The organism is Novosphingobium guangzhouense (assembly GCF_002896965.1).
Lineage (GTDB): Bacteria > Pseudomonadota > Alphaproteobacteria > Sphingomonadales > Sphingomonadaceae > Novosphingobium > Novosphingobium guangzhouense.
The window spans coordinates 96,919-109,287 of the sequence record NZ_LYMM01000028.1 but is presented as its reverse complement, the minus strand read 5'-3'; the positions used below and the strand labels follow the sequence as shown (position 1 = coordinate 109,287).

Annotated in this window: 9 protein-coding genes and 1 pseudogene; 1 reads left to right on the top strand and 9 read right to left on the bottom strand. The window is 62.9% G+C overall.

Going from position 1 to position 12,369, the window contains the following annotated elements; genetic code table 11:
• Window positions 1-91, top strand: a pseudogene (locus A8V01_RS09205) (IS5/IS1182 family transposase); the annotation flags it as partial.
• Between the two features lie 132 nt (window positions 92-223).
• Here the strand turns inward: A8V01_RS09205 and A8V01_RS09200 are convergent.
• The 9 genes from A8V01_RS09200 to A8V01_RS09160 all read right to left on the bottom strand — a co-directional run bounded on the left by A8V01_RS09200 (window position 224) and on the right by A8V01_RS09160 (window position 12,368).
• Window positions 224-1,168, bottom strand: a complete 945-nt coding sequence (locus A8V01_RS09200; RefSeq protein WP_025290620.1) for a sensor domain-containing diguanylate cyclase — start codon at window positions 1,166-1,168, stop codon at window positions 224-226.
• Window positions 1,169-1,404: 236 nt separating this feature from the next.
• A complete protein-coding gene (locus tag A8V01_RS09195) occupies window positions 1,405-2,811 on the bottom strand; it encodes an efflux transporter outer membrane subunit (protein WP_039996367.1) in 1,407 nt (468 codons plus the stop codon).
• A gap of 33 nt (window positions 2,812-2,844) precedes the next feature.
• Window positions 2,845-3,972 carry an ABC transporter permease gene (locus tag A8V01_RS09190; RefSeq protein ID WP_025290622.1) on the bottom strand — a complete coding sequence of 376 codons (1,128 nt, stop codon included), beginning with the start codon at window positions 3,970-3,972 and terminating at the stop codon, window positions 2,845-2,847.
• Window positions 3,969-6,758 carry a ribosome-associated ATPase/putative transporter RbbA gene (gene rbbA, locus A8V01_RS09185; protein WP_103095555.1) on the bottom strand — a complete coding sequence of 930 codons (2,790 nt, stop codon included), beginning with the start codon at window positions 6,756-6,758 and terminating at the stop codon, window positions 3,969-3,971. The genes A8V01_RS09190 and rbbA overlap by 4 nt, the downstream gene beginning before the upstream one ends.
• Window positions 6,755-7,732: an HlyD family secretion protein gene (locus tag A8V01_RS09180; RefSeq protein ID WP_025290624.1), complete on the bottom strand. Its 978-nt coding sequence runs from the start codon at window positions 7,730-7,732 to the stop codon at window positions 6,755-6,757. Before A8V01_RS09180 ends, rbbA begins: the two co-directional genes overlap by 4 nt.
• Window positions 7,733-7,751: 19 nt before the next feature.
• Entirely contained in the window at window positions 7,752-8,987 is a 1,236-nt protein-coding gene (locus tag A8V01_RS09175) for a phospholipase A (RefSeq protein ID WP_103095554.1), read from the bottom strand.
• A complete protein-coding gene (fabI, locus tag A8V01_RS09170) occupies window positions 8,984-9,757 on the bottom strand; it encodes an enoyl-ACP reductase FabI (protein ID WP_004207059.1) in 774 nt (257 codons plus the stop codon). The genes A8V01_RS09175 and fabI overlap by 4 nt, the downstream gene beginning before the upstream one ends.
• A complete protein-coding gene (locus A8V01_RS09165) occupies window positions 9,754-10,947 on the bottom strand; it encodes an acetate/propionate family kinase (protein ID WP_103095553.1) in 1,194 nt (397 codons plus the stop codon). The genes fabI and A8V01_RS09165 overlap by 4 nt, the downstream gene beginning before the upstream one ends.
• Window positions 10,944-12,368, bottom strand: coding sequence for a bifunctional enoyl-CoA hydratase/phosphate acetyltransferase (locus A8V01_RS09160; RefSeq protein WP_103095552.1), 1,425 nt, complete (start codon window positions 12,366-12,368; stop codon window positions 10,944-10,946). Before A8V01_RS09160 ends, A8V01_RS09165 begins: the two co-directional genes overlap by 4 nt.
• Window position 12,369 lies beyond the last annotated feature (1 nt).

Here is a 12,369-nt window from a genome sequence, read left to right as displayed (position 1 = left end):
CAAGGACTTCGAACAAACCATTGCGTCGGCAGCCGCATGGCTCTTCATCGCATCGATCCAGCTCTTTGCCCGACGCATCGCAAGATCATGAAATCCGCGACGATAATTTTGAATCAGACACTAAGGGACGCATTCTGGGACTGGTTATATCAATCGTAATTCTGAGAGCAGCGATCAATGCTCAGCCCTGTTTGTTGGGCGCCTCATATCAGATGGCGATCGTTCAGGCCGCAATCGGCGCCTGGAACCATTCCCAACCACCCATGCGCTGCGATTTTCGACGGTAAAGCGCCTCATCAGCGCGCTTCACCAGAAGTTGCAGTTCATCGCCGTCCTGGGGGTACAGGCTTGCACCGACACTGGCGCCGACCGCGGCTATGCTTCCATCGATTATGACCGGCTGGCGCAGGGCCGCGTCAATCCGCTGGCAAATTGGTTCGACGGGCCATGGGCTTCGCAGGCCGGGTAGCAGTACAGCAAATTCATCGCCTCCTATGCGGCAAACGAGATCGCCTTCCCGAACGCATTCCTTGAGCCGCTGAGCCACAGTTCTCAGCATTTCGTCGCCTGCATCATGGCCCAAACGATCATTGATCGCCTTGAAGCCGTCCAGATCGATCACAAGTACAGCCATCATATTGTCTGCGATCGCGCCCCGTGTTGCGTGCTCTGCCCATAGATCTTGCAGCACCCGACGATTGGCAAGACCGGTTAGCGGGTCCTCAAACGCAATGCGACGTAATGCGTTCTCGGCCTCACGTCTGCTCGAAATGTCATCGAATAGCGCGATGCCGATGCCCATCTCGTGAAGGAGAATTCCGCGATGCTGAGCCGTTCTGATCCTGTTGTCAGCGCATAAAATTTCGACCTCGCAAACATCTATTTCCGAAATACCATCCGACTGCGCGAGCCAAAGATCGTGCCAAAGCCGACGGGTTTCCCGGCGGTGATGCTCATGCGGATAGGCCTTATCGATCCAGTCACTGACGTTTGTGAAAGTCCCTTCGGCGTAGCCGAACGTCTTTGTAAAAGCCCGGTTGACGAACTGAATCTCTCCTTGCGGTAAGGTGGCCCAGGACAGAGGAATCGGGAGCGCATCCAGAATGACGTGCAAGTCACGGAACGACAGGGCGCCGGCATTCGCCGCGCGTTCAAGAAATTCCTTCATGGTATACCTACTTCGCTAGGCTCGCTGAGGCCTTCATGGCTCCCATGCATACGCAATAGCATGCTTAACCGTTAAATCTTAACCCCGCATCTATGATCCGGGGTCGTGATCGGAAAAATAGACAAAATCGGTCCGGGGCGGCTTCGAAATTGCCTACAGGGGCGTAGGCCTCACCTGCAATCAGATGGACAGTGCGGCCTGCCCAAAAAACGGCGGTTGGCGTTGCTGTCCAGTTTTTACCAGCCACCTCCCAACGCCCGATAGAGCTGAACGGTCGCCGTTCCTTGCGCGATGCGGGTTTGCTCCATCTTGTCCTCGTCCGAGAGGGCATCCAGTCGGGCCTGCAACACATCGCCCAATTGGGTGCGTCCGGCATCGTACAATATCGCCAGTTGGTCGGCGCGTCGGCGCGCCATGTCGGATGTACGGATAAGCCCGGCCAGGCGTTCGTCCAGCCCCGTCCGAAAGCCATAAGCGGATTCAACTTCCTCGAGCGCCGACAGCATGGCCTGGTCATAATTGGCGAGAGCAGCCTCAAGTTCGGCATCGCCCGCCTTCACTCTGGCCTGCAACCTTCCGGCATTGAAAAGCGGCATCGATGCGGAAAGGCCGACCAGACCTCCGGTTCCGCCATAACCTGGCAGGCCGCCCAGTTCGATATGCCCGTTCTGCCCAAGGAAATGGATGGCGAAACGCGGAAGCAGATCGGCCTTCAGGCTCTTGAGGCGCGCCGCGCGCGCGTTCACCAGCCAAGATCGCGCCGCGACATCAGGCCTGCGAGCAAGAATGTCGGAAGGTAGCTGCCCCGTGGGCGCGCCCGGCGTCTCAAAAGTGGCGGAGGCGATCATGGCCGGCGCCTGTTCGGGCAGGTCGCCCGCCAGCACGGCCAGTCGCCGCCGGCGCGCATCGATGAGGGATGTGAGAGCCGGGCGGGAGGCGCGCAGCGCCTCAAGGCCATTGCGAGCGCGGGTGACATCGGCCGCTGTCGCAGCGCCCGTCCGCTGTCGGGCGGCTGCATAATCGACAAGGCGGCCCGCCGTCGCCTCGCTGCGATCAAGGACGGCGAGGCGACGTCTCAGCCCCTGCAACTGCTGATAATTCTCGACGACATCGGCGGCGACCATGAGCCTGACGGCATCAGCCGTTCGTGCGGCACTTTCGGAAAGCGCGCGCGCCATTTCGGCGTCTGCGTGACTTCCACCGAACAGGTCAGCCTCCCAGGTGGCTCCAAGACCTACCAGATATCCACTGCCGCTGTTTCCGGACAGCGATGGCAGCATGGCCTGCCACTTGTCATCGAGCCCGGCATCGCTCTGACTGGCCCAGGCTGTGCCATTTGCGGCAACGGTAGGATAAAGTGCGGATTCCGCGACAGTGACCAGCGCTCGCGCGGCGGCGACATGGGCCTTTGCAGCGCGGATATCGGCGTTTACTTCGAGCGATTTCTCGATCAGCGCATCAAGAGCGGGATCGCCCCACGCCGTCCACCAGCGGTCTGTCCCGGTTATTGCCGCGTCGTTCGCCGCCGCTGCGTCGAGGCGAGCGGGCGGAGTGACGCGTGGCGCGTGAGAAGACGTGTTAGGAACGCTGGCACAGGCGGTGAGCAGCAGCGCGAGCGAGGGGGGAAGCAATCGGCTATGCATTCTGATTTTCCTGGGTGATGTCATCCATGACCTTTAGCCCTGCCTTGAGAGCATCGAACGGAAGCGGCTGACGGCCATCGCCACGAAGAACACGCCCGAGCCGCAGATGATCGCGAGTTCCGGCAGGATCGTTCGCACGCCCGCGCCGCGATAGAGGATCGCCTGGGAGAGGCTGACGAACTGGGTGGTCGGCAGACACAGTGCAATCGTGCGGATCGCCGAGGGCATGCTCTCGAGCGGCGTCGCCGCCCCCGAGAGCAGATAGGCGATGGCATAGACGGGCACCGCGAAGAGCCCGAACTGCGGCATGGATGGCGCGAGCGTCGCCATCCACATGCCGAGCGAGGTGACCGAGAAGAGATAGAGGAACATTGCCGCTGTAAAGAGCAGGAGAGATCCGGTCAGCGGCACGCCCACAGCGCCATGAACGACGAACCAGAGGGACGCGATCGAGGCCAGCAGGATGACGAGGCCGTTGGCAAGGATCTTGGCGAAGGCGATCTCGCTGGCGCGCACGGGCATCACCAGCAGATGCTCGATCGTGCCATGCTCACGCTCACGGATCACCGCCGCGCCGACGAGGATGATCGAGAGCACCGTCACATTGGTGACGATCTGCATGACCGAGGTATACCAGGCCGACTGGGCGTTGGGATTGAAATGCATCCGGCTTTCGACCTGGACCGGCAGCGCCTCCAGGAGGCCCCGGGCATGGAGGAAGTCGAGCGTTTCCTGAGCGAATATCTGCTGGAAATAGGCAGCGCCCAGACCTGCCTGCGTCATGGCAGTCGCGTCGACGAGAATCTGGACGGAGGGCGACCGGCCCGCGAGCGTATCGGCTTCGAAGCGGGGCGGGATCTCGATCACGAAGATATATTGGCCGCTGTCCATCGCAGGGCCGATCGCGGATCGCTCGATGTCCTCGGGTGGTTTGAAATAGGGCTGCTGGATGGCATCGCGCAGCCGCCGCGACAGTTCGGAATGATCCTCGTCCATGATCGCGACCGAAGCGTTCATGACCTCTGCGCGTACCCCGTTCGCAACGAGCTGGATCGCCACGGTGAAAGCGAAGAGGATAAGCGCCATCAGCGTCACATCCTTCATGACACTGCGCAGTTCCTTGCCGCTCAGAAGCGCAACGTTGAGAATCCAGCGCGTCATTTCTCCTGCTTTCCCAGCATCAGGCGTGCGCCGCCCACGAAGAGGAATGCGAGCGCCATCAGGGCCAGATAGTCCTGGCCGAAACTGGCCATGCCCAGACCCTTGGTGAATGTGCCGAGACTGACGATCTGGAACCAGGAGGAGGGGAAGGTCAGCCCGATGATATGGCTCGGGCCTGTCAGGGTGGAAACGGGGTAAAGGAGCCCGGAGAAGTTCACCGACGGAATAAGACAGATGAGGGATGTCGCGAAGATGGCGGCGACCTGCGAGCGCACAAAGGCCGAGATCATCAGCCCCAGCCCGGTGACAGACAGAATGAAGAGGAACCCGCCGATCAGAAGGGCCGGCAAGGACCCCTTGAGCGGTACTCCCAAAATGAAGACAGTCACCAGGATCAGCGTCACGAAACTGATCATCGCAAGAAGGGCATAGGGCATCTGCTTGCCGACCAGGAATGCGCCCAGGCTCGCCGGCGAAGCGTAGAGATTGGTGATCGAGCCGATTTCCTTTTCGCGCACGACCCCAAGGGCCGTCAGCATCGCGGGAATGAGGATCATGCAGAGCATCAGGACGCCCGGCGCCATGGCGTAGATGCTGCGAAACTCCTGATTGTAGATGAAGCGCGGTTCGATTGTGGACGAGAGATCAGGCACAGCGAAGGGCTGCGCGGACCGCAACTGGTCCATTGCGTAGCGAAGGAGAACAGCCTCGGCATAAGCGCGGGCGTTCGACGCGGGGAAAGGACTCGCGCCGTCGATCCGCACGTCGACCGCGGGCCGCCGCCCCGCAGCCAGGTCGCGTCCGAAGCCGGGGGGTATGTCGAGCACCATCTTGGCCGATGCCTCACGTAACGCCTGATCGGCGGCGGCGTCGCTTTGAAGTTCGGGCTCAACCCGGAAATAGCGTGACCCTTCAAAATAGCGTTGCAGGTCACGGCTGGCGGCACTGCGGTCATGATCGAGAACAGCAAGGCGGATATTCTGGACGTCGAAGGAAATGCTGTAGGCTGCAATGCACAGCAGGATGATCGGGCCGATCAGCGCGAAGGCGAGCCGGATGCGATCGCGCATGAGTTCGGTCGCTTCGCGCCGGGCAAAGGCCCAGGCGAAGCCCGGCCAGCTGCCGGCAGCGGTTGGTAATCGCGACCGGCCGGGAGCCGTCGATCGCGCACCGGCGGCAGGAGTGGACGAAGCGACCGAAGCATCGACCGGCAGATGGGCGGAAGCAGTCGGCGCTTCGTCATTATCCTTCTCGAGGACAGCGATGAACGCATCCTCGAGCCGCTCCGCATCATAACGCTGCGTGAGTTCCGCCGGCGCGCCGACGGCCAGAACCCGACCACGATGCATCAGCGATATGCGGTCGCACCGTTCCGCCTCGTTCATGAAGTGGGTCGAGACGAATATCGTCACCCCTTCGTCGCGCGAGAGCCGGATCAGGTGACGCCAGAACATGTCGCGCGCGGCCGGATCGACGCCGGATGTCGGCTCGTCCAGGATGAGGATCTCGGGTCGATGGAGGCAGGCGGCAGCGAGTTGCAGGCGTTGCCGTATGCCGAGCGGAAGCGCCGAGGGAACGGCGTCGGCATGGGCCTCGAGCTCGAACTGGGCAAGCGCGGCCGAAACCAGTTCGCCTGCCTGCGCGCGTGGCACGCGATAGAGCCGCGCATGAAGGACCAAGTTCTGGCGAACCGAAAGCTCTTCATAGAGGGAGAAGGCCTGCGACATATAGCCCACGCGCATGCGCGTCTCCATGTCTCCGGGGGCGATCGGCCGCCCAAAAAGGCTGGCCGTCCCGTCCGTTGCATCGAGCAGGCCGGTCAGCATTTTCATGGTCGTGGTCTTGCCGCAGCCGTTCGAGCCCAGAAAACCGAATATCTCGCCGCGTCCGATGCGAAAGTTCACATGATCGACCGCTACGAAATCGCCAAAGCGCCGGGTAAGGTCATGCGCCTCGATTGCCGGCGCCTCGCCCTTGTCCTGCCAGGCCGGCACGACCAGCGCGTCGCCCGACGGCCGCTTGTCTTGCGGGAGCAGGCGTACATAGGCGGCTTCCAGCGTATCCGCGCCCGCTTCACGCATGATCTCGCCTGTATCCCCTTGCGCGATCACCTTGCCATCATCCATCGCCACGAGGTGGCCGAAGCGCTCTGCTTCTTCCATGTAAGCCGTGGAGACGAGCACGGTCATGTCCGGCCGCTCCGCGCACATCGCATCCACCAGTTCCCAGAACTGCCGTCGCGACAGGGGATCGACACCCGTGGTGGGCTCATCGAGGATGAGCAGGTCGGGATCGTGGACCAGCGAGCAACACAGGCCCAGCTTCTGCTTCATGCCGCCCGAAAGCTTGCCGGCGGGCCGGTCCGGAAAGGGAGCGAGTCCCGTCGCGTCCAGCAGGCGCCGCAGATGCGCTTCCCGCTCGGCTGCGGACAGTCCGAAGAGGCGCCCGAAGAAGTCGATATTCTCGCGGACGGAAAGCGTCGGGTAGAGATTGCGACCAAGCCCCTGGGGCATGTAGGCGACGCGGGCAAGGAAATCCTCCCGCTTGCGACGCTCGGCAAGATCGAAGCCGAGAACCGAAAGACGTCCCGTCTGCAGCTTTTTCACGCCGGATATGAGGCCGAGCAGCGTCGACTTGCCGACACCGTCGGGCCCGACCAGCGCGGTGGTCTTCCCCTTGGGCAGGGAGAGCGAAACCTCGTTCAGGGCGACGATACCACCGTATCGATGCGAAAGGCTTTCGATCCGTATCGCCTCTTCGGGGAGGATCTGAGCGGGCGGGATCATTTGTCGATCTTGGTGAGGTCGGGCCAGGGCTGGTGCGTATCGGTGCGCACGAACCCGTCCGCCGTCATGCCGGCCTTCAGCCTTCCGTCCAGGCGACGGGCGAGATCGGGCGCGATCTGCAGCTTCACCCGGTAGGACAGGTTCTCGCGTTCGCTGGCCGTCTCGACGAATTTGGGCGTGAACTGCGCATCGGGCGCCACAAAGCTGACGCGCGCGGGAATGGCGTCGCCAAAACCCTGCGGAAGAATGCGTGCCTCGTCGCCGATCCTGATCTTGCCGGCGACCGAGGCGGGCAGGAAGATGGTGAGCCAGGCATCCTCGGCATTGACCAGCGACACGATCTTGCCGCCCGGCGGCAACATGGTTCCAGGCTCGACGATCCGATATTCGACGCGCCCGGGCGTCGGTGCGATGATCCGCAGGTCGGCAAGGCCGGCTCTGGTTTGCGCGATCAGGGCGTCGGCCTGGGCAATGGCCGAGCGTGCCTCGCCGACACCGCCGCCCGCCGCCTGCGCGCCACCTTGCGCAGCGCCCAATGCCAGGCGACGCTGCTCCAGCTCGACGTTCGAGACCATGTCGCGATCACGAAGCTTGGCTGTCTCGACCCAGTCGATGCGGGCGAGCTGGGCCTGGCTGTCCCGCGCGGCGAGCTCCCCTTGCGCGCGCATGAGGGCGGACACTGCCTGTTCGCGCTTGGCAAGCGCTCCGGCGAGTTGTGCCTTGAGGTCTACGTCATCCTGCCGGGCGATGACCTGACCCGCCCGGACGAGATCACCTTCATGGACGTCAAGCGACATCAGGCGGCCGGGATATTTGGCGGCGATATCGGTGCGCGTCATCTCGAGACGGCCGTTGCCGCGCACGATGGTTTCGGGGAGCTTGTCGGTGCGTCCAAACATCCACCACAGCCCGAAAGCCAGGGCGATGAGGACGACGGCCAGAATGGGAATGACGATACAGGCCCGCAGCTTCACGCTATGCCTCCTTGAGCGTTCATCGCACAAGCGCCACGCCGATCCGCAGGCGCGTCACGTGCTTGTTATAGTCGAGCAGATTTTCGCCGTAGCCGGTGAAGCCCTGGCCGAAGAGATAGAAGTCCGGGCCTCCGCCCAGGATACGCCGGAACGGGTAGGAGAGATCGGCGGTCAGAGCTCCCTTGCCGCTACCCAGGTTCAGACGGGTAGAAGCCGAGACGCGCAGCCCATCATCCTCGCCGGCCTCAATGAAAAGCCCGCTATTGCCGCGATATCGGCGAATGTCAGGATTGTCCGAAAGGTCTCCGAGATAGAGCCACAGCCGCGGCGCGATCGTCAGCCTTCGGTCCTCGCCGAGCGAGAAGACGGCCATCGGGGCCACATAGAGCATGTTGAGGCTGCGCGAGGCCGCGCCATCGCGTCCATTGGACTCATGGCGAAGGCCGATCTGGCCGCTGATCGTGGCCTTTTCTGACACGGGCAGGGCAGGCGAGAGATAGAAGAGCTCGGGTTGATAATCGATATTGCGGAAGGGCGAGGATTTCGCCGCCACGTCCCAGAACATGCGCTGGGTATAGGCGAAATAGAGGCCGTCGATCAGCGAGGGAGAGCGGTCCATCCGCGCTCGACTTCCGAACAGCTGATATTTGAAACTGATCTGGATGCGTGCGTCGGTGTTGGTGCCGGGGCCATAGACCGCATAGATCGGTTCGTAGACCGAGAGATTGGGGATGAAAGCATTGCCCCGGGTTCGGTCTGTCGGCGATGGTGTGACGGAGTCTGGCGATATCTGCGGAGAGGTCGGAGGCGTGAGCGAGGGCGCGGCAGTCAGGGCGACCGGGGCAGAGCGGTCGGCCTCAGGATCGACGCCGATCGTCAGGAGGATTTGCTGCGTTGACCAGGAGGGAATGGACAAGGCCGCGCCGTCCATGACGTCCTGAAAGTCGATCCGGTAGCGCGCCGCCGCAAAGCCATTGGCCGGGATCGTCAGAACCGCAGCCTGTTTTTCGCCTCGTTGCAGCCAGACCTTTCGATACGTGCCGTTGCTGACCAGATCGGCCGCAACCTCGTCGGGAAGGCGAACCTCCTGCGCGGCCGCCCCGGCATTGAGAACGCGCACATCGACAAGGATATGTCCGCTCTGATCGCGGTTGCCTGCGCGCTGGACGACATACTCCAGAGCAGCTTGCGCGTGCGCCTGCGACGCCAGTACGGCGCTGGCTGCGAGGGCAAGAGGGGCAGCCCGAACGATCACGCGAAAAGATGCTGCCCGTTATCGACCGGAATGATCGTGCCGGTGATCCGCTTCGCGGCATCGCTGACGAGGAAGGCGGCCAGCGCGCCGACGTCGCTTACGTCAACCAATTTTCCTGCGGGAACCTGCGCGGCAGCCCGATCGAGCAACTCGTCGAACCGGTCGATTCCGCTTGCGGCGCGGGTGGCAATCGGCCCTGGTGAAATAGCGTGTGCCCGAATGGCTTTGGCGCCCAGTTCCGCGGCGACATAGCGCGTTGCGCTTTCCAGGGCCGCCTTGACGGGACCCATCAGGTTATAGTGTTCGACCACCCGCTCCGAACCATAGAAGGTCACGCAAAGCAGGCATCCGCCCGTTGCCATCAGCGGTTCGGCGAGCTTCGCCATGCGAAGGAAACTGTGGCAGGACACGTCCATCGCCGTCGAGAAGCCTTGCGCACTGCTGTCGACCACCCGACCGTGGAGATCCTCCTTTGGCGCGAAGGCGATCGAGTGCAGCAGGAAATCGAGGCCACCCCAGCGTTCTTGCACCTGGCCGAAAAGCGCCTCGAGTTCGCCGGGGATGCGTACATCGCACGGCGCAGTCCATTCGACGCCGAGCTGGTCGACGACAGGCTGAACCCAGTCCTTTGCCTTTTCGTTGAGATAGGTGGCGGCAAGCCGGGCGCCGCACCGGGCAAATGCCTCCGCGCATCCTGCCGCGATGCTATGTTCGTTTGCGATCCCGATGACGAGGCCGCGCTTGCCGGTCAGATCTACAAGCGGTGTCATTGGGCGGTCTCCTGCAGCAGGCTGAGCGTGTGAATTGCGATCATGCGTTCCTCGTCGGTGGGGATGACGAGGGCCTTGATCCGGCTCTCGGGGGCGCTGATCAGCGTCTCACCTGCAGCATTGGCGCGATCATCGATCTCAAGGCCCAGCCATTGGAGCCGGCGACCAATAAGACTGCGCATGCCCGCGTCATTTTCGCCGATGCCAGCAGTAAAGATGATCCCGTCCACACCCTCCAGCGAAGCGGCAAGGGCGCCGGTGTCACGGGCTACCCGCCAGGCGAAGAGATCAATCGCTTCTTTCGCTTCGGGTGCGTCGCTCGCGGCAAGCGTGCGCATGTCGCTGGAAATGCCCGACACGCCCAGAAGGCCCGATTGCCTGTAAAGCATATCCTCTATCGTCTTGGCGCCCATGCCCATCTGCGTCATGAGATGCAGCACGACACCGGGGTCGAGACTGCCCGAGCGGGAGCCCATCATCAAACCGTCGAGCGCGGTGAACCCCATGGTCGTGTCGACGCTTTGCCCCGCCGCCATGGCGCAAAGGCTCGCGCCATTGCCCAGATGTGCGGCGATGACCTTGCCCGAGGCCAGCGCCGGGTCGATCGCGGCGAGGCGCCGGGCGATATATTCATAGGAAAGGCCGTGAAAACCGTAGCGACGGATGCCCTGGTCGTGAAGCGCACGGGGGATTGCGAAACGAGAGGCGAGGGCTGGCTTGTCATGATGGAAAGCGGTGTCGAAGCAGGCGACCTGAGGCAGGTCGGGATCAAGCTTGGTGATCGCCCGGACGGCAGCCAGGTTATGGGGCTGATGCAGGGGCGCCAGCGGACAAAGTGCTTCCAGCTTGTCGATCAATTCAGAATCGATGCGCCGCGGGACGGAAAATTCTGTGCCGCCATGGACGATGCGGTGTCCGATGGCGGCGATCTCATAGCCTTCAAGTGGATGCTGCATCGCCCAGGAAAAAAGATCGGCCAGCAAGTCGGCGTGGGTAAGGCCTGCGCCATCCGGCCAGGTGCGATCGAGCAGGATCGTACCGTCCGTCCTTCGGGCCTTCAGCGCTGGCGCTATCCCGATTTTCTCGATCTTTCCGCCGGCCGCGAGTTGGAGGCTGCCTCCCGGCTCCATGGCGAAGAGAGAGAATTTGATGCTCGACGAGCCGGAATTGAGGCTGACGACCGCCTTCATGCACTCTTGCCCCCGGGCAATCCAGGGGCTGCCGGCGTCACGGCGCGCGCCATCAGCACCGCCACTGCGCAGGACGCGAGACGCGTGCGCAGGCTGTCGGCACGGCTCGTCAGGATGATCGGCACGCGCGCGCCAAGCACGATACCGGCCGCGTCGGCGCCGCCCAGGAATGTGAGCTGCTTGGCCAGCATGTTCCCGGCTTCGAGGTTGGGCACGACCAGAATTTCCGCATGGCCCGCAACTTCGGAAACGATACCCTTTTCCCTGGCCGCGGCCTCGCTGACCGCATTGTCGAAGGCGAGGGGTCCATCGAGAATGCCGCCGCTGATCTGCCCGCGATCCGCCATCTTGCAGAGCGCCGCCGCATCCAGCGTCGAAGGCATTGCCGGGTTGACGGTTTCGACCGCAGCGAGGATCGCGACTTTGGGCGCCTCCATGCCGATCACATGCGCGAGATCGATGGCGTTGCGGATGATGTCGGCCTTTTCCTCGAGGGAGGGGGCGATGTTGATAGCGGCATCGGTAATGATGAGCGGTGTCGGCCGGCCAGGCACGTCCATGACATAGGCATGGCTGATCCGTCGTTCGGTGCGAAGGCCTGTAGCGGAAGAGACTACCGCGCCCATCAGTTCATCCGTGTGCAGTGATCCCTTCATGACGAGCTGCGCTTCGCCCGTGCGCACCAGTTCCACCGCCTTGGCCGCTGCGGCATGACTGTGCGCCACCGGCACGATCCGGAAACCCTCGATCGCGCGCGAGGCCGCAGTGGCTGCGGCCTTGATCTTCGCATCGGGCCCGATGAGGATCGGGGCGATCAATCCGGCTTGCGCCGCATCGAGCGCCGCAGTGATGGCGGCTTCGCTGCAAGGATGCACGATCGCCGTCGGGACCGGATCGCTACCACCGGCAAGCTCCATCAGCCGGCGATATTTGTCATGATCGTTGAGGCGAACGTCCGGCAGCTCCGCGCGCGGGCGCAGCACCTTTTCGCCGGGCGCGATCACCTGGGCCTGGCCAGTGATGACATCCTCGCCATGCTGGTTGGCGCAGCGGCAGTCGAGGATCAGGATTTTCTTCTCCGCACGCTTCTCGACGACGGTGACCGAGGCGGTGATCGTGTCGCCCGGTGCGACGGGGCGGCGGAAGCGCAACGACTGGTCCAGATAGATGGTGCCAGGACCGGGTAGTTGCGTTCCGAGGACGGCGGAGATGAGGCCGCCGCCCCACATGCCGTGGGCAATGACGTGGCGGAACATGTCGGTCGCGGCATATTGCGCGTCGAGGTGAGCCGGATTGACGTCGCCAGACACCAGGGCGAAAAGCTGAATGTCTTCCGGCTCGAGCGTTCGTGTGACCGATGCGGTGTCGCCAACTTCGATTTCATCGAAGGTGCGGTTTTCGATCATCGCTGGACCGGCCATC

Bases quoted from the DNA above. Each gene is read 5' to 3' on its own strand.
- A8V01_RS09195 (WP_039996367.1), bottom strand. From the start codon at position 2,811: ATGCATAGCCGATTGCTTCCCCCCTCGCTCGCGCTGCTGCTCACCGCC.
- A8V01_RS09160 (WP_103095552.1), bottom strand. From the start codon at position 12,368: ATGGCCGGTCCAGCGATGATCGAAAACCGCACCTTCGATGAAATCGAA.
- A8V01_RS09190 (WP_025290622.1), bottom strand. From the start codon at position 3,972: ATGACGCGCTGGATTCTCAACGTTGCGCTTCTGAGCGGCAAGGAACTG.
- A8V01_RS09165 (WP_103095553.1), bottom strand. From the start codon at position 10,947: ATGAAGGCGGTCGTCAGCCTCAATTCCGGCTCGTCGAGCATCAAATTC.
- rbbA (WP_103095555.1), bottom strand. From the start codon at position 6,758: ATGATCCCGCCCGCTCAGATCCTCCCCGAAGAGGCGATACGGATCGAA.
- fabI (WP_004207059.1), bottom strand. From the start codon at position 9,757: ATGACACCGCTTGTAGATCTGACCGGCAAGCGCGGCCTCGTCATCGGG.
- A8V01_RS09200 (WP_025290620.1), bottom strand. From the start codon at position 1,168: ATGAAGGAATTTCTTGAACGCGCGGCGAATGCCGGCGCCCTGTCGTTC.